The organism is bacterium (assembly GCA_018830565.1).
GTDB lineage: Bacteria > UBA9089 > JAHJRX01 > JAHJRX01 > JAHJRX01 > JAHJRX01.
Genome location: JAHJRX010000005.1, coordinates 1 through 17706 on the forward strand (window position 1 = coordinate 1; position 17706 = coordinate 17706).

Annotated in this window: 14 protein-coding genes, 1 tRNA gene and 1 pseudogene; 13 read left to right on the forward strand and 3 right to left on the reverse strand. The window is 32.5% G+C overall.

The window, feature by feature from the left end; translation table 11 throughout:
* Positions 1–266: 266 nt before the first annotated feature.
* From KJ849_00430 to KJ849_00490, 13 genes and pseudogenes are all read left to right on the forward strand, one after another.
* Positions 267–539 (forward strand): annotated as a pseudogene (locus KJ849_00430) (HU family DNA-binding protein).
* A gap of 7 nt (positions 540–546) precedes the next feature.
* Positions 547–621 (forward strand) — tRNA-Gly (locus tag KJ849_00435).
* Between the two features lie 30 nt (positions 622–651).
* On the forward strand, positions 652–1767 hold the full coding sequence (locus tag KJ849_00440; protein MBU2599043.1) for a DUF362 domain-containing protein: 1116 nt from the start codon (positions 652–654) through the stop codon (positions 1765–1767).
* Positions 1768–1770: 3 nt separating this feature from the next.
* Positions 1771–2823, forward strand: a complete 1053-nt coding sequence (locus KJ849_00445) for a tetratricopeptide repeat protein (GenBank protein ID MBU2599044.1) — start codon at positions 1771–1773, stop codon at positions 2821–2823.
* Between the two features lie 423 nt (positions 2824–3246).
* A complete protein-coding gene (gene purE, locus KJ849_00450) occupies positions 3247–3714 on the forward strand; it encodes a 5-(carboxyamino)imidazole ribonucleotide mutase (protein ID MBU2599045.1) in 468 nt (155 codons plus the stop codon).
* A gap of 143 nt (positions 3715–3857) precedes the next feature.
* Entirely contained in the window at positions 3858–4721 is an 864-nt protein-coding gene (locus KJ849_00455; protein MBU2599046.1) for a YicC family protein, read from the forward strand.
* 127 nt (positions 4722–4848) lie between these two features.
* Positions 4849–5097: a DUF370 domain-containing protein gene (locus KJ849_00460; protein MBU2599047.1), complete on the forward strand. Its 249-nt coding sequence runs from the start codon at positions 4849–4851 to the stop codon at positions 5095–5097.
* Between the two features lie 12 nt (positions 5098–5109).
* On the forward strand, positions 5110–5697 hold the full coding sequence (gmk, locus tag KJ849_00465; GenBank protein ID MBU2599048.1) for a guanylate kinase: 588 nt from the start codon (positions 5110–5112) through the stop codon (positions 5695–5697).
* A 117-nt stretch (positions 5698–5814) separates the two neighbouring features.
* Positions 5815–6003 (forward strand): DNA-directed RNA polymerase subunit omega, encoded by a 189-nt coding sequence (locus KJ849_00470; GenBank protein MBU2599049.1) that lies wholly within the window; start codon positions 5815–5817, stop codon positions 6001–6003.
* Positions 6004–6017: 14 nt separating this feature from the next.
* A complete protein-coding gene (coaBC, locus tag KJ849_00475) occupies positions 6018–7223 on the forward strand; it encodes a bifunctional phosphopantothenoylcysteine decarboxylase/phosphopantothenate--cysteine ligase CoaBC (protein ID MBU2599050.1) in 1206 nt (401 codons plus the stop codon).
* A 7-nt stretch (positions 7224–7230) separates the two neighbouring features.
* Positions 7231–9324, forward strand: coding sequence for a diguanylate cyclase (locus KJ849_00480; protein MBU2599051.1), 2094 nt, complete (start codon positions 7231–7233; stop codon positions 9322–9324).
* 149 nt (positions 9325–9473) lie between these two features.
* Complete coding sequence (locus tag KJ849_00485; GenBank protein MBU2599052.1) at positions 9474–12026, forward strand: diguanylate cyclase; 2553 nt, start codon at positions 9474–9476, stop codon at positions 12024–12026.
* Positions 12027–12059: 33 nt separating this feature from the next.
* Positions 12060–14522, forward strand: coding sequence for a diguanylate cyclase (locus KJ849_00490; GenBank protein ID MBU2599053.1), 2463 nt, complete (start codon positions 12060–12062; stop codon positions 14520–14522).
* Between the two features lie 19 nt (positions 14523–14541).
* Here KJ849_00490 and pssA read toward each other — a convergent pair whose 3' ends face one another.
* The 3 genes from pssA to KJ849_00505 all read right to left on the reverse strand — a co-directional run bounded on the left by pssA (position 14542) and on the right by KJ849_00505 (position 17477).
* Positions 14542–15273, reverse strand: a complete 732-nt coding sequence (pssA, locus tag KJ849_00495; GenBank protein MBU2599054.1) for a CDP-diacylglycerol--serine O-phosphatidyltransferase — start codon at positions 15271–15273, stop codon at positions 14542–14544.
* Complete coding sequence (locus KJ849_00500) at positions 15248–15913, reverse strand: phosphatidylserine decarboxylase family protein (GenBank protein MBU2599055.1); 666 nt, start codon at positions 15911–15913, stop codon at positions 15248–15250. Before KJ849_00500 ends, pssA begins: the two co-directional genes overlap by 26 nt.
* An 85-nt stretch (positions 15914–15998) precedes the next feature.
* Positions 15999–17477 (reverse strand): Do family serine endopeptidase, encoded by a 1479-nt coding sequence (locus KJ849_00505; protein MBU2599056.1) that lies wholly within the window; start codon positions 17475–17477, stop codon positions 15999–16001.
* Positions 17478–17706: the final 229 nt, after the last annotated feature.

A 17706-nucleotide genomic window follows, 5' to 3' on the forward strand; every position in this document is an offset into this window, starting at 1 on the left:
AAATAGAGAAAAGACCATTAAAACCAAAAGAAGAAAAAGAGCAATTAAAGATAAGAAAGGTGCATATTCTTCCATTGGATCACCCTTGGAGGAAGTTTAAAATAAACCCATATAAAAGATCATTTTTATCTAATACAAAACAGGACATTTCTATTTAACGGAAAACAGGACATTTTCATTTTGCTGTTACATTCGTTTAAAAACACTTGACATTTTAAGTAGTGGTTTATAAAATAAAGATAAGCTTATGTTGCTGAGGAGGAAAAATGAAAAAAGATGACTTAGTAAAGTCTTTAGCTAAAAAGTTAAACTTAGCCAATAGAGATTCTAAAAAGATTGTAGAAATCATTATTGACACTATTACCCTATCCTTAAAGAAAAATGAAGGGATAAAAATTAGAGGTTTAGGTAGTTTTGAAATTAAAAATAGAGCTTCTCGGAAGGGAAGAATTATCGCTACAGGAGAACAAGTAACAATTCCTCCAAGAAAAGTCCCTGTCTTTATTCCTGGATTGACTTTAAAAAAGAGAGTCAATTAATTCATTAGCGGCCGTAATTCAGTGGTAGAATGCAAGCTTCCCAAGCTTGACGTCGTGGGTTCAAATCCCATCGGCCGCTCCATTAAAGTCTTACTAATCTATAATTACCACCATGAATACTTCTCGAGTATATTTTATAAACCTTAGATCTTCTTACCAGAGAAATATATTTGAAAAATTTAAGTTATTATTCCAAGATTCAAAGTTAAAAAAAATTATCTCTCCTCATGATTTAGTAGCTATTAAGCTCCATTTTGGAGAAAGCGGTAGTACTGGTTTTATTCAACCTATTTGGGTTCAGAAGGTTGTAACTTTAGTTAAAGATAGCCAAGCTAAGCCATTTTTGACCGATACCACTACCTTATACGCTGGCCAGAGGTCCAATGCTATAGATTCTATAGTAAATGCTATCCATCATGGGTTTTCTTACTCTACAGTAGAAGCTCCTATTATTATTGCCGATGGTTTAAGAGGAAATATCTCTAAGAAGGTAAAGATAGACCAAAAACATTTTAAGGAAGTGTACTTAGCTGAAGGCATCTACCATAGTGATGCAATTATTTGTCTTTCTCATTTTAAGGGTCACATGTTAGGAGGATTTGGGGGAAGTATTAAGAATTTAGCCATGGGCATGTCTGATAAACATGGCAAGCAAATTATGCATGCCGACCAAACACCTAAAATTTCAGAAGATAAGTGCCTTGGTTGCGGAATTTGTATAAAGTGGTGTCAAGCTAAAGCTTTATCTATCATAGATGAAAAGATCTCTCTTGACTCTAAGCAATGCGTTGGTTGCGGACAATGCATTGCCTCTTGTCCGGCGCAAGTATTCGAAGTTAACTGGCATGCTTTATCATCTACTTTAGTTCAAGAACGAATGGGCGAATATGCTTTAGGGGTTTTAAAAGAAAAGAAAGATAAAGTTGGCTTTATTAATTTTCTTATAAATGTGACACCTGATTGTGATTGCTGTCCTCATAGCGATACCCCCATTACTTCTGACATAGGCATTTTAGCTTCCTTAGATCCAGTAGCTATAGACCAAGTTAGCGTAGATTTAGTTAATCAAGAAGTAGGCTTAAGAAACAGTGCCTTAAAAGAAAATATTAAGGCTAACACTGATAAATTTAAACTAATTCATCCCCATGTTAACTGGGAAACTCAATTAAGCTATGGAGAAAAAATAGGCTTAGGAAGTAGAAATTATCAATTAATTCAAATAGATTAGCCAATGAAGACTTCCAAAATCTTACTTATTTATCTATGTATCTTATCTTTTATCTTATCTTTTAGTAAGGTAGGTCTTTGCCAAAATGAGAAAGCCATGTTTTCTAATGCCGAGAGTTTATTCGTAGATTCTCGTTATCAAGAAGCTATTACTTCTTACCAGGAATTTATCGAGCTTTTTCCTTATCACAACTTAGTAGCTAATGCTTATTATAATATAGGAGAATCATATTATCGATTAATGGATTTTGCGTTGGCAGAAAAATACTTTAAAGAAGTTATGACGAACTTCCCTAAAGATACTATAGCTATTGAGGCTCAAAATAGATTAGGTGATAGTTATCAAAAACAAGAACTTCTTGACCAAGCTATGGCTGAATATCAAAAAGTTATAGAATTACATCCCCACACTTTATATGCAGATTATGCTCAATATGCTATAAACTGGCTAAAGGCGGTAATAGAACCTAAAGAGATGGTGGAAGCCCAAAAAGAAACCCAAAAAATACAAGAAACTCCTGAAAAACCTAAGTCTATAAAAAAGGCTGAAAAAACCAAGATTAAGCCCAAAAAAAAGTTTAAAGTATCTTTAGTCAAAAAAGAAAAAAAGACTAAAGAAGAAAAAGATATTCCTAAAAAGAAGATAGTGATTAATCTAATAAATAATATTTCTAATCAAGGTTATGTCCATTATTTAAATCAGCTCTTAAATAACCATAAAAACTTAATAATTATGACTTCTTCTCCTTTTACAAAAACAAATGATGAAGCTTATATCTATAGTATCTCTGAAACTCCTGCTTATTTCTTTGAATTGCAAAATAAAAAGATAAAAAATTTCCCCCCCGAGAATAAAAACCAAGTTTTTCTTAAACCTGATTTTACCTTGACAGCTTCTGATGCAACCTCAGATCATCAAGTGATTACCTTGAAGGTCGTTAATAATAGTAATAATAAGGTAATAGCAGACAAAGAAGTTAAGGGTAGTGAGGAAGAGATAAAGAATAAGCTGAACATTTTTATTAAAGATTTAGAAAGGCTTTTCTTGAAAAGGTAGTCAAAGATTCTCTCTGAGAACTTTTGACTAATAATAGCTACTTGGGAAGACTCTAGAAAATTATTAGCCTCCAAAATAGCCCCTTCTTGCAAATCTGGGTTCTCCATAAACTTGCGAATTTTTACCAACGGCTACGAAAAATACGCGTAGACAAAACTGATAGACGTAAAACTTGGCGGACATGAGCAGCTGGATTTTTGATTTCCGCTTATAAACATATTCTCAAAGAACATGAAATCCCCCTTAATCCCCCTTTGATAAAGGGGGATTAAGGGGGATTTAAATCATAGCTGCTCAATAACCTGTGGATTTTACACTACCGCTGAAGTTTTTTACTTGATTTGAATAGCTTGGTAGGATATAATATTTTTTGGATAAAAGATTAAAGGAAGGAAAGCAAAGAAAGTTGAAGGTTTTAATTTAATGCAAGCTACGATTATTCTTGGAAGTAAATCAGATAGACTGATTGCAGATAAAGTAGAAGAAGTTTTGAAAGAGTTTGGTATTGAGTATGAGATAAGAGTAGCCTCAGCCCACAGAACGCCTGAATTAGTTAAAGAAATAGTTGAAAAGAGTAATGCTGAAGTTTTTATTGCTATTGCTGGCTTATCTGCTGCTTTGCCAGGAGCGGTTGCCTCTTTAACAATTAAACCAGTGATAGGAGTTCCCGTAAGCGGAAAATTAAACATTGACTCCATCTTGTCAATAGCCCAAATGCCGCCAGGAATTGCCGTGGCTACTGTTGGCTTGGACAATGGAACAAATGCTGGTTTATTGGCAGTGCAAATGTTAGCCTTAAAAGATAAAAAATTGCAGGAAAAATTCATTGACTCTAGAAAAAAAATGAAGGAAAAAATCTTAAAAGATGATGAAGAAGTAAGAAAAATTTAAAAAAAGTTACCTTTGGCTTGACAAATTCTACAATAATAATTGACAATAATAGATATTATATTATTATTATAATAATTGCTGGACAAAATCTAGAAAATAATGATAAAGGATAAATTTTATGGTATGATTCTAAAAAGAGAACTATGATAAAAAGTATGACTGGTTTAGGTAAAAGTGAAGATGAATATTTTAAAGTAGAGATTAAATCTTTAAATCATAAGTATTTTGAACCCTATGTTCATTTGCCTAATAAGCTTTCTTGTTTAGAAAACCTGATTATAGAAAAATTAAAGCCTTATCTAACCCGAGGCAAGGTAGATGTTTTTGTAAATTATAAATCAAATGCAGAAGAAAAGATACCTTTAGATATAAATAGAGCTAGTGCTTATTTAAATAAATGGAATGAATTAAGTAAGTTATTAAAATTAGAAAATGATATAAAACTTTCTGATTTAGTTAGTCTAAAAGATATTTATAGTTTAAATGAGCTTGATGGTCAAGAGATAGAAAACTCTTGGTTAAAGTTAGATAAATTAATTACTACGGCCTTAATAGACTTAGATCAATCAAGAGCTCGAGAAGGAGAAAGATTATTAGAAGATTTAAAGAAGATCTTAAGGAAAATAAGAAAAACTTCTCAAGAAATCGAGGATGATGCAGATAAGGTTTTAGCAAAGAAAAAAGAAGAGCTTTGTCAAAAACTAAAAGAACTTTCATTAAATTTAGAGCTCTACGAAGAACGTATTGCCTTAGAAATTGCTCTTTATGTTAATAAGTGTGACATTAATGAAGAATTAGTACGAATAAAGAGCCACCTTAAAGAGATAATTATTTTTTTTCAAAAGAAGGAACCCATAGGAAGGAAGTTAGAGTTTATTGGCCAAGAGTTAAGTAGAGAGATAAATACTATTGGGTCCAAAGCAGGAATGTATGAGATTACCAAGAAAGTGATCTTGCTTAAGAGCGAATTAGAAAGATTTAAAGAACAAGTAAGGAATATAGAATAATATTGTCAGCTGTTAGGTACCAACGTTCAGGTATCAGCCTAAAATCGCTGTTCCTCTAATTCCCGAGATAAATCTTCTGCCGACAGCTGACGGCTGAACGTTTACTATTATTTATATTTAAAGGAAAATTATGAAACTATTGAATATAGGTTTTGGAAATGTTGTGGCAACCTCAAGGATAGTTTGTATTACTTCTCCAGAATCTTCTCCTATGAAAAGAATGAAAGAGCAAGCAAGAAAAGAAGGTAGATTGATTGATGCTACCTATGGCAGAAAGACACGAGCCATTATTGTTACTGATAGCAATCATATAATTTTATCTTCAGTCCAGTCAGAAACTATGGCTGAGAGATGGCAAGAATCCTTTGAAGGATAACAAGGGTAACAAATGGCTGGTTTAATTATAGTGATTTCTGCTCCTTCGGGAACAGGAAAGACTACTATCTGTAAACACTTATTAAAAGAATTTACTCAAATTAAGCATTCTGTCTCTTATACTACTCGTCTCCCTCGGGCTAATGAAGTAGAGGGAGAAAGTTATTGCTTTGTAAGTAAAGAAGAATTTGATAAAATGGTGGTTAGCGGCCAGTTAGCGGAATGGGCTAAAGTGCATGGTAACTATTATGGCACCTCTTTGGAGCACTTAAATAAGATAAAAGAAGAAGGTTGTGATGCAATTTTATCTATTGATGTTCAAGGTGGGCTAAGTATTAAGAAGAAGTGCGAAAATGCAAGCTTAATATTTATTATTCCTCCTTCTCTAAATGAACTCAGAAACAGATTAGAAAAAAGAAATACCGAAGAATTAGAACACTTAGAAAGTCGATTAAGGTGTGCTCACGAAGAGGTAAAGCATATCTTTAAATATGACTATTTTTTAATTAATCATGATCTTGAGGAAACAATAAATAATTTAAAATCTATTATTATTGCTGAAAGACACAAGATTGCTCATCTTCCAGAAAGTTTATTATAAAATGAAAGTTCTTGGTATCTTCCATTGCTTTTTTACTCGGTCTAAAGCTTCTGGTCTTTAATTTAGTAAACTTTTGGCTGAATGTTCACATCTAAACTTTTTTAAAGGAGGTTTTGGTTGGTTATCAATAATGAGGACTGCAAGATAGAAAATCCACATTTATTAATTTTGGCTATTGCAAAAAGGATTCGTCAGATAACAAAAAGAAGTTCTCTGTCAGTTAATAATAATAAATATAAAAAGCTTATTTCCCTTGTTTTAGAGGAGATTAAGGAGAAAAAGATAAGTTTTATTATGGAAAAATAAGGTGGGTAAGATAATTGCTAGAAGGAAAAAAGATAATCTTAGGTGTTACCGGTAGTATAGCTGCTTATAAATCTGCTTTATTATTAAGTGAGTTAAAAAGATTAAAGGCAGATGTCTGGGTAGTGATGACTAATGCTGCTACTTCATTTATTACTCCTCTTACTCTTCAAACTTTATCAAAGAATAAGGTCTATCTAAATTTATTTGATTCTGCCCCTTCTTTTATTCCAGAACATATCTCTTTAAATCAAGGAACTAGTTTAATCTTAATTGCTCCTGCTACCGCTAATACCATCTCTAAGATTTCTTTGGGTATAGCTGATAATTTGCTTTCTACTTTAGTCTTATCTTCCACTGTTCCTAAAATACTTGCTCCCGCCATGAATGAAGCTATGTATTTAAATCCTATCTTTCAAGAAAATTTATTAAGATTAGTCAAGATGGGCTATATTTTGGTAGATCCAGAATGTGGAAGATTAGCTTGTGAAAAAGAAGGAAAAGGTCGCATGGGTAGTATAGAAAGGATTATAGAAGAGGTAAAAAAGGTTTCGACCAAGCAAGAACTTCCCTTAAAAGATAGGAGAATATTAATTACCGCTGGGCCTACCAGAGAACCCCTGGATACGGTTCGTTATCTTAGTAATCGTTCTTCAGGAAAGATGGGCTATGCCTTAGCGGAAGAAGCTCAAAGATTAGGAGGAAGAGTTACTTTAATTTCAGGACCTTCTTCTCTTCCTCCTTTAAAAGAAGGGGTAAAGTTCATTAAAGTAACTACTGCTCTTGAGATGAGGGAGGTAGTCTTAAATGAGTTTGATCCTCAGGAAATAGTTATCTTTGCCGCTGCCGTTAGTGATTTTCGTTCCAAAGTAGTCCAGAACGGTAAAATAAGAAAGAAAGAACTGCTTCTTAGGATAGAACTGGTAGAAAATCCTGATATCTTAAAGGAATTAGGGTCAAGAAAGAAAGAAAAAATCTTAGTTGGGTTTGCGGCTGAAGATTCCGATGACCTTCAAAGAGCGGTGGTGAAATTAGAAGAAAAGAACTTAGATTTCATTGTCTTTAATAATATTAGTCGAGAAGATACTGGATTTGAAAGTGACACCAATCAGGTTAAGATTATCAGAAAAGATAAAAGCTTAAAGGAACTTCCCTTGTTGAGCAAACAAGAGACTTCTAAAGAGATCTTTAAAGAGATTATTAATTTAATAAATAATAAATAATAAATAAATGGAATTTGAAAAAACAAAAAAAGTTTTAGAGAAATTTATAGAGAGTGAATCTTGGCATAAAATTTGTGAAATCTTAGTTTCTCGGTTAAATTCTTCTTTTTTCTGGGTAATTGACACTCAAGGTAATTTTATCTATCGGTTACAAGAAGATCGTAAATTTTGCCAAATGATTAAAAATAATTTATCTGGATTAAGGAGTTGCCAAGATTCTTTTCAATTTTTAAGGCAACAAGTTATAGAAAAAAAGAAATCTTTGGTTAATAATTGCCATGCTGGATTTTTAAAGTTTGCTTCTCCTTTAATGGTAGATAATGAAATTATTGGTATTTTAGGAGGCTGCCAACTTATTGATCTTAATCTGGACTTTGAATTATATCAAGCTACAGCCTTAGAATTATCTTTAAATATAGAAGATTTTTTATTCTTTATCTCTAAAGAATCTTCTATCTCTTCTTCTAACTTAGAGGCAGAGATAGAATTAGTTAGCTTAGCTACCAAGAATACCTTAGAGTCCATAACTCGGCGGGAGACAAAAGAAAGACAAGAGAAGAAGGAAGTAGATAAGGTTAGAGATTTTTATGACTTATTTGAGGCTTGCCGGGAACTAGTCTTAAATTTAGAAACTAAAAAATTATATCCTACCATCGTAGAGATGGCCCGTAAAGCTATGAATACTCAAATTTGTTCTTTAATGTTAGTTGATCAAGAAAATAAAGAAGTAACCATAAAAGCAGCTTGTGGTTTAAGCGAGAAGGTAACAAAAGAGACCTGCTTAAGTTCAGAAGAAGGATTAGTGGGTTATGTAATTAAAAGTAGCCAGCCTCTTTTGGTCAAAGATGTAGAAACTGATCCTCGATTTAAGAGGAGACATCAGTCCGAAAGATATCATACCAAATCTTTAATAATTTCTCCCCTTAAGATTGAAGATAAGGTTATGGGAGTCTTATGTATGAATAATAAAGAAGATCATACTCCTTTTAATGAAGATGATTTAAATTTACTCTCTATTATTTGTGGTCATGCGGCAATAGCTATTGAAAATTCTAAAGCTTATGAAAAGATAAAGAAAGATAAAGCTGAGATTAATATTCAAGCTAAGGAATTAAGCATCTTACATGACATAGGAGAAGAATTAATCTTAAGACATGCGCCCAGAGAAATATTAGATTTATCTTTAACCCAAATCTTAAAAAATCTAAGCTGTGATTTAGCTTCTTATTTCATTTGGGAAGGTGGAGAGGTAAGAGCAAAAGTTTGTAGTCTTTATTCTTTAGAAGAAGAATCATTACAACAGCTAAAGGAACATTTTAAGAAAAGTATGCCTAATTTAAGTTTTTTCCAAAGTTTAAGAGAAGAGTTTTCTTTGGAAGTAATTTCAAAAAGTTCTAAAAGACCAAAAGATAGAGACATTTTAGCTTATTTAGCTTATTCTCTTAGTGATAATGGTAGTTTTATCGGGATATTAGCCCTGGCTTCTTTTCACAAGCGAATATTTTTAGAGAACGAAAAAAACTTATTTTCTTTAATCTCTAAGCAAATTTCTGTTAACATTAAGAGAGCTTTAGTTTATGAAGAAACAAAGATTTTAACCGAAAGGGATGATCTTACCAATGTTTATAATTATCGTTACTTTAAGAAGAACTACCCTGAAGAATTTAAAAAAGTCTTTTTTCATTATCAACCACTCTCTCTAATTATGTTAGACTTTGATCATTTAAAGATGTATAATGATAGATATGGACATCAACAAGGTAGTTTTTTAATTAAGAAGATTGCTTCCTTAATTGAAAGAGAGCTGAAGGACAAAGGTTGGGTATCTCGGTTTGGAGGCGATGAATTTTCCATTATTCTTCCTAATACTCCCAAAGATGATGCTTTTAAAGTAGCCAGTAAGATCAGAGAGAGTATTAATAATACTACCGTCAACTTAAATGGAGACTTACATAAATTAACTGCCAGCTTGGGTGTGGCTACTTTTTCAGGAAGGGAGACTCAGATAAGAGACGAAAAAGATTTGTTAGAGTTAGCTGATAAAGCTTTATACCAAGCAAAAGATCAAGGAAGAAATAAAGTTTGTCAGTATCATGAATAACGAGATAAAAGTTCAGCCGTCAGGTGTCAGCAAGAAACTTTGTCTTGGGAATTAGAGGAGTAGTGTTTTGCCTCTTCTCTTGAAATTCCTTTAAAAGCTGAAACTTGAGGCTGGTACCTGAACGTTTATGAACAATGAGGTAAACTCAGATGAAACCAGAAGAAATCAAGAGAATATTCTTTAGTTTTTTAAAGAGTGATGAATGGAGTTTAATCACTGAGATTTTAGATGAGATGAAAGCTTGTTATCAAGTGATAGATAATGAAGCTAAGGTTATCTCTTGCAAGATTGATAACCAATTTTGTGGAGTTTTAAAGAAAAATAATCTTAATAAGCAGCAATGCGCTGAGTTTTATCAGCAAGTGATCGAAGAAGCCAAGAGAGGGTTAGATTTTAAAGTAAGTTCTTGTTATATGGGTTTTATTGTCTTTGCTTTTCCTTTAATCGTTAAAGGTGAAGTAATGGGGATGGTTTTAGGAAGTCAAATTGTTAATTGTGATCTTGCTCTTGAAAAGTATCTCTTTAATTTCGAAAGATATGGAATTAGCAAAGAGTTTCTTTGCTCTCTTCATCAAACTCAAGTTCATTATACCTTTCAGATTATTAAGAATGAGATAAACTTAGTTTCATGGTTAGCCAGATTAGCGATAGAAGAGGCCTTAATTAGCTCTAAATTAGAAGAAAGAGATGATGAATTAGAGGGAATTATCGAGTCTTATAAGATGTTTGAAGAAAGTCAAAATTCTCAATTAAGACTTACCAAAAAGATGATCTACACTAAGATTGTTAATATTGCCGCTAAGGCTTTAGATGCTGAAATTTGTTCTTTGATGTTAGTTGATCAAGAGAAAAAACAAATATATATAGAAGATGCTCTTGGTTTAGATAAGAATATTATTTCTAAAGTGAGCTTAAGTTTAGGAGAAGGTGTTGCCGGACATGTGATCAGGAGTGGAAAATCTCTATTGATAAAAGATATTAGTCAAGATATTCGTTTTGGAGTAAAACATAAACCTTTGAAATATTATACTCGGTCTTTAATTATCTCACCCTTGAAGGTAAAAGGCGAGATAATTGGGGTGATAAACATTAATAATAAATCTAATCGCCGTTCTTTCGAGGAAAAGGATTTGGAGCTTTTAAATGTTATTTGCGGCCATGCCGGGGCAGCCTTGGAAAGCTTAGAGAGTGAGACGTCAGATTTCCTTAGCAAAGATTATGAAATTTTAAAAAATAGTCCAATAGAGCTTAAAGAAAAAGTAAGAAAAGAGAAGATAGACAAAGAAGACTTAGAAGATAAAGATAATTTAATAAAAGAACTAAAAGAAAAGATTGTAGAATTTTCTAAATTTAGAAAGGAGACAGAAGAAGAAGTAACTGCCTTAAAGAGCCAACGAGAACAAATGAAAGAACGACTGAGAGAAGAAGAAGAAAGAATAAGGGCTTATCAAGAAAAGATTAACTTATTAAAAGATACTAAGACTGAAGTAATAGAGAAAGGAACTGGACACGAAGAAGAATTAAATCGAATAAAAAAAGAAGTAGAGGACTTTAGAAATATCCATGAAGAGCTTAAGAAAATAACTGCACTTCAAGAAAAAGCCAAACAAGAAAAAGATACCGTTAATATAGAAAAATATAATAATATGATCGAGGAATTAGAAACCAAGAGAAAGGAATTAGAAGAGGTAGAAGAAAAGACTAAAGAACTAAACTTGTTGTTTAATATTACTAAAGAATTAATATCTCCAACCAAGATTAGAAATATTTTAGAATGCTCCTTAAATGAGATCTTTTCTTTTTATAATTACCATGCCGCTTCTTTTATCTTTCAGGAAGAAAATAAGGAGCAGGCAGTGATAAAGCTATCTTATCCCTTAGGAAATGCCTGCATCGAAGAACTAAAAGAGCAGATTCAAAATAATTGGGCTGGAATTAAGAAGAAGAAAAAGATTAAAAAGCTTAGCTTTGAGCTCATACCGAGTAAGGATATGGCTATTGCTACTCAAAGCCAGGAGAAGATTTCTTCTTATATCTTTGTGCCCCTTAAAGAGAATAAGGAAGTAGTGGGACTAATCAATATTAATAGTTTTAAAGACTATGCTTACACGGCGATGGATAAAAAATTACTCTCGATCGTGGGCAATCAAATCTCTTTAGCTCTAGAGAGAGTTAAGTTATTTAATCAGGTTAAGAAATCGGCGGAACTTGATGAGCTTACTAAGCTTTATAATTATCGGTATTTTGAAAAATATTTCGAGAAGGCCTTTAAAGATAGTCTGAGCTTAAAAAAATCTTTATCCTTAATCATCATGGATCTTGACTATTTTAAGAAAGTTAATGATGAATATGGTCATGCTCAAGGAAATAAATTACTAAAGACCGTAGCTTCTCTGATTAAGCATGAGGTTAAAGAAGCTGGTATTGTCGTTAGGTTTGGAGGAGATGAGTTTGCGATAGTCTTGCCAAAATTTAATCAAGAGAAAGCTTTTATTTTAGCTTCTAAAGTTAAAGATAGGTTAAATAATTGTGATTATCAAATAGATGGAAAAAATTTTCGACTTTCAACTAGTATTGGAATAGCTTCTCTTCCCAATCAAAAGATAAAGATTTCCAAAGAATTATTTAAAAGAGCTGATCGAGCGGTGTATCTGGCTAAAGAGCAAGGAAGAGATCGGGTTGTTACTTGTCCAGCAGATTAGTGAGAAATTTATTAGTTAGAGAAAGGTAAAAGATTGGAAACAAGAAAGATAAATAAGATCTTAAATGAATTTGTAAAAAGTAGTGAGTGGAAGCAAGTAAGGTTAGCTATTCTTTTTAAGATTGATTCCCCGGGGTGGGTAGTTAATAAGGATAGAGAATTTATCTACAAAGTGGAGCAAGACCGAAAATGTTGTGAAATAATTAAGTCTACTCCTTCAGGAAAGATTCTCTGCCATGAATTCTTCAAAGAGTTGTTTTCGCATGTTTACGAGAAGAAAAACTCAGTCGTCTTAGCCTGTAGAGCTGGACTCTATGGGGTAGCTTGCCCTCTTTTAGTCGAAGATAACTTAATTGGAGTAGTAGGAGGATGTCAAATCTTAACCGAGGAGAAAGATTTAACTAAATTTGAAAACTTTGCTAAAAAAATAAAAGTAGATCCTATTTACTTTTTAAATTCAATTGAACAAGGCTACACTATCGCGACTAAAAACTTAGAATTAGAGATGAATTTAATTGCTCTTCTTTCTCAAGCCGCTATAAATGTGGTCTTAAAAGAAGATTATGCCTTAAAAGCTAATGCTAATATTAAGAAGATTTTAGAACTATATAAATCAATTGAAGAAAGAAGGGAATTTATCTTAGAAAATAAGCTAGAAAATCTTTATACCTTAATCTTAGATGATATGTTAAGTATCTTAAAATATAAATCTTCTTATTTAATAATGATTGATAAAAGAACCAAGAAGTTGGTAGATAAGTTTTCTAATAGTGTGGTTGAATTAAAGATTAATGAAGACTTAATTAAGAAGATTGTGACTGATTTTGGAGTTAAATTTTTAAATATACCTAAGCCTATGCTTTTCTTAAATATTAATTTAAATTCTCCTTATCATTACCTATTAGCTTTAAGCCATAAGGAAGATGAGACCGAGATTGGAGAAGAAGACATAGAAATAGCTAATTTAGTGAGAGATTTTCTAAGTATTGCCATCCGCAGCTTAGTTTGTAGCTTTGAAAAGAAAGAAAAGAAAGAAAAAGAACTTATGATAAAAGGTAAGAAGGAGATGATTGGAGACCAAGTAAAATCATTTCAAGATCATGTCAAAAAAGCCGAGGAATTTAAAAAACAGACCGAGAATATTAAAAATCTAGTTGAAAAGATGAGTAATGACAAAGTAAATTTAAATGAGATTAAAGAAGAAAAGGAAAAACTAAAGGGTCAAGTAGAAGAACTAAATACAGTAATTGTAGAATTAGAAGAACAAGCTACCAGATTAAAAAAAGAAGCAGAAGAATTAGAAAGGGAGCAAAAGTATCTTAAAGAAGAAGGTAGCAAGAAAGCTAAAGAATTAAAGCAGCGCCTAGAAGAATTAAAAAAACAAGAAGAAGAACTCAGGAAGAATACTGAAATGTTAAAAAAACAAGCCGAAGAAGCTAAGAATTTTATTGCCCAGATGGAAGAAGTTCAAGAATTAAAAGAAAAAACTAATGAATTAAATATATTATATAGTGTAAGTAGTGATTTATCTTCTCTTGAGAATCCGGTAAGTATTTTACAGCATGCTTTAGATAAAATAAAACCTTATTTTAATTATCAAATTAGTTCTTATTTATATCTTCAAGATGAAGATAGTCTGGTAGGCAAGATTGATAATCTTTCCTATACTAGCGAAGAAAATCTTGAAGAAATTAAAAAAAGGATGGCTGACCGATGGAAGATCATAGAAGGAAAAGAAGTTAAAAGAAAGATTGAATTTACTGTAGAAAGGCCGGCTTTAGTTTCTATGGCCGGGGAATATCATGAGATCATGAATTCACACCTGATTACTCCTTTAACAGAAAAAGGCAGTTTAATAGGACTTCTCTTTATTGGCAACTTAGAAAAAGATTTCTTTGATACTTCTAAAATTAGGTTGTTCTCCATTATTGGAAGCCATATTTCAGTGGCTTTAGAAAAAGCTAGATTTTTAGCTAAGACTAAAGAAATGGCCGAGCATGATACTCTTACTGGAATATATAATCTCAGGTATTTTGAACAATTTTTAGCTAAGGAGATAAGCTATGGGCGGGAAGTTAATGGTCAACTTTCTGTAATTATGATGGACTTAGATAATCTTAAAAGGGTAAACGATACCTATGGTCATGAGTGGGGAAACAAGTATCTCCAAATCGCTACCTTTCTTTTACAAGGAACTATTAGCAAGGGTAATTGTTTAGCTAGAATCGGCGGAGATGAATTTGTCGTGGCCTTACCTGGAGCTACCAAAGAGGAGGCAGCGAAGACAGCTAGAAAGATTAAAGATATGATTGCTAATTATGAATTTAGCTTTGCGGGTAAGATTCATAAGATGTCAGCTAGCTTAGGGGTAGCTTCTTTCTCTAAGAATCTTATCTTTGACAATAAAGATATGATGTTTCGAGCAGACAAGGCTTTATATCAAGCTAAATCTAGAGGTAAAAATCAAGTGTGTCTTTATAAAGAAGAGGAGTTGTAGTAAGATTAACTATGATTACTTAGCTTTTTCTAATTAAGATTGAGTATTTCTTGAAATAAGCAGCCAGAGTTTTTCGTAAAAGATAAAAAGGTCCAGAAAAAGCAAAGAGAAGCAAGATGATAAAGATAATTATTTCTGGTGAAATCGCGATAAAACTTATGCCTAAGATAATAGTTACTAAATAAGAAAAGGATCTTTTATTTCTTGTCGTTTCAAAGACAAAGATATGATAAGCAATAGTGCTGATCATCAAGTAAGATAAGACAATTATAGCGATCATGAGAGGAACTTTAGGAATAACAAGCTGGTAGCTACTTACCACCAAAATAAAAGAAGCAATCAAAGATCCAGCAGCTGGGATAGGCAAACCAGTGAAATACTTCTTTTCGGTGCTACTTTTAACTTGAACATTAAATCTAGCTAGACGTAAAGCTCCACAGGCTACATAGAGGCAAAATATGATTAAAGCTAAACGGTGATAAGCATGCTGAAATAAATAAGCATAAACTAAGGTAGCTGGGGCAATACCAAAAGAGACTAAATCAGAAAGAGAATCAAATTGGACCCCAAAGCTGGTAGTAGATTTAGTCAGCCGTGCTATTTTGCCATCAAGGATATCAAAAAGATTAGCTATTAAGATTAACCCACAAGCTGTTAGGATCTCTCCCCTGAAGACAAATAAGATAGATAAAAAACCACAACAGAGATTTCCGGTAGTAAATAAATTAGGTAGAATTTGAATTTTTTTCATAAGTTACCTCTCCTATAATAGTTAAACCTGCGTAAACCTTATCTCCTTTTTGGCATTTTAAGGAGATTTCTTTAGGCAAAAAAATGTCTACTCGAGACCCAAATTTAATCATTCCATAACGTTCTCCCAGTGTTAATTTGCTTCCTACTTCACAGTAGCAAATAATTCTTCGCGCAATAAAACCAGCTATTTGTTTTACCATGACCAAAGCATCTTTACTTCTAATCACTAAGATATTATTTTCATTGACTAAGGAGGAATCACTAAAGAGAGCATTTCTAAATTTTCCTTTTAGATATTTTTTATGCTCAACTACTCCAGGGATAGGGGAACGATTGATGTGAACATTAAATATAGATAAGAAGATGCTAATCTTATAGACTGGTTGCTTGAGATACTCGCCTTCATAAACTTCATTAATTTCCGTAATCTTTCCATCAGCGGGAGAAAGAATTACTCCTTCTTTAAAAAGAATCTTTCTTTCAGGATCTCTAAAAAAGTAAATAACAAATAAAAACAGAGGAAGACTACTATAAAATATTGTTTTTGAGAAGAAATAGATGATTACCAAGAAGATAGAAAAAGGTAAAATAATAGGGAATGATTCTTTAGCGATAGGGATTTTTCTTATGATCTTCATCTTATTTTTTTCCAATATAAATTAAAGAATAGGGAAGAGATAAAGGATTATGAGTCTTTCTTATGATCTTCGTCTAATCTTCATTTTATTTCTTTCCAATGCCAATAAAGATAGTAGTAGAGTCTCTCTTGACTAATAACAAGACTTCTTGGTCTTCCTTTATCTCTTTAGTTACTTCGATAAAATCTTCAAGAGATTCGATATCCTTCTGGTTTACTTTTTCAATAACATCTCCTTCTGTTAATCCTGCCCTATGAGCAGGAGTGCCATATTTAATTTGGGAGATGATGACCCCTTTTTCTTCTTCGAGACCAAAATGCTTAGATAGTTCTTCAGTTAGTCTTTGAACGGTGAGACCTTTCCAATAATAAGTATTTTTTTGGTAAGAACGAGCTGCTTTTGGTTTTTCTGGAAGTTCTTCTAATGTAACTTTTACCACCATCAATTTTTTATCCCTGATGATAGAAAGCTCAATTACACTTCCAATGGTTTTTTTTAAGACTTCTCTTTGGAGTAGTTTTGTCGAATTAATTTCTTTATTATCAATAGCTTTGATGATATCTTTCCTTTTTATGCCTGCTTTTTCGGCAGGGCTATCTTTACTCACATCAGAAACTAATACTCCACTCTCAGAAGCTACTCCTAAAAGTTTAGCTAATTCAGGAGTGATATCTTGAATAAATACTCCCAGCCAGGCTCGACTAACTTTTCCATGTTCAATCAGGGAATTAATAACTTGATTGGCCATATTTATAGGAATAGCAAATCCAATGCCTTGAGCTTGGGCATAAATGGCGGTGTTAATTCCAATAACTTCTCCTTTAAGGTTAACTAAGGGTCCACCACTATTTCCAGGGTTAATAGAAGCATCTGTTTGGAGAAAGTCTTCGTAATCAGCTAGCCCGATAACTCTTCCTTTGGCGCTGATTACTCCTACGGTAATGGTATGTCCTAACCCATAGGGATTTCCTACAGCAATAGCCCAGCTTCCAATCTTTGCTTTATCTGAATTTCCTAATTTAGCCACTGGTAAGTTATCTGCCTTTATCTTAATTAAGGCTAAGTCTGTTTTAGGATCACTTCCTATTACTTGACCTTCAAAATTTTTTCTATTAAAGAGGGTAACTTTTATAGAAGCAGCTCCTTTAATGACGTGGTCATTAGTTAAAATATATCCATCTTCTCTTACGATTACTCCTGAGCCTAAACTTTCTTGATTATATTCTTTAGGTTGGAGATTATCAAAGAAGCCTTCAAAGAGGTCATCAAAAGGAGAGAGAGTGTGATCTTTAAAAGTTTGAAGATCATCAACCCCACTTACTTTTTTAATTACACCAAGATTAACCACCACCGGCTTTACTTCTTCGGCAATCCTAATAAAAGTTTCTTCTAAAGAAAAAAGACCGGAAGGAGTCTTTATTTCTGAAGTAGCTTGAACTGGTTGAAGTTTTACAGAACTAGTTTTTTCTCTCTTCTTGCAACCTGAAGCCTGAGGGACAATAATGATCAAAAAAGCTAAAATAGTAAAGACAGTAGTTAATGAAAAATTCTTTTTATTAAACATAAGTAATAATCTTAAAATTTTTTAGTTATTTTAGTTAAAAGGTAAAGTTTAAAAGATAAACATAAATAAGTCAAGAGAAAAGATTGGATTGTGTAATACCAAAATGAAAATGTCCTAATCTGGCAAAATGAAAATGTCCTGTTTAAGGATGTAAAATATCCCTCAAAAAAGGAGGGAGAAATGGAAGAAAAGGACATTTTCGAAATGAGCAAAAAAGAGTGGGCAAGAT

What these genes read in the sequence shown, in the direction of transcription:
- KJ849_00500 (MBU2599055.1), bottom strand. Translation starts at nt 15,913, where the DNA reads ATGAAGATCATAAGAAAAATCCCTATCGCTAAAGAATCATTCCCTATT.
- KJ849_00480 (MBU2599051.1), top strand. Translation starts at nt 7,231, where the DNA reads ATGGAATTTGAAAAAACAAAAAAAGTTTTAGAGAAATTTATAGAGAGT.
- KJ849_00455 (MBU2599046.1), top strand. Translation starts at nt 3,858, where the DNA reads ATGATAAAAAGTATGACTGGTTTAGGTAAAAGTGAAGATGAATATTTT.
- KJ849_00440 (MBU2599043.1), top strand. Translation starts at nt 652, where the DNA reads ATGAATACTTCTCGAGTATATTTTATAAACCTTAGATCTTCTTACCAG.
- pssA (MBU2599054.1), bottom strand. Translation starts at nt 15,273, where the DNA reads ATGAAAAAAATTCAAATTCTACCTAATTTATTTACTACCGGAAATCTC.
- gmk (MBU2599048.1), top strand. Translation starts at nt 5,110, where the DNA reads ATGGCTGGTTTAATTATAGTGATTTCTGCTCCTTCGGGAACAGGAAAG.
- purE (MBU2599045.1), top strand. Translation starts at nt 3,247, where the DNA reads ATGCAAGCTACGATTATTCTTGGAAGTAAATCAGATAGACTGATTGCA.
- KJ849_00505 (MBU2599056.1), bottom strand. Translation starts at nt 17,477, where the DNA reads ATGTTTAATAAAAAGAATTTTTCATTAACTACTGTCTTTACTATTTTA.
- KJ849_00485 (MBU2599052.1), top strand. Translation starts at nt 9,474, where the DNA reads ATGAAACCAGAAGAAATCAAGAGAATATTCTTTAGTTTTTTAAAGAGT.
- KJ849_00445 (MBU2599044.1), top strand. Translation starts at nt 1,771, where the DNA reads ATGAAGACTTCCAAAATCTTACTTATTTATCTATGTATCTTATCTTTT.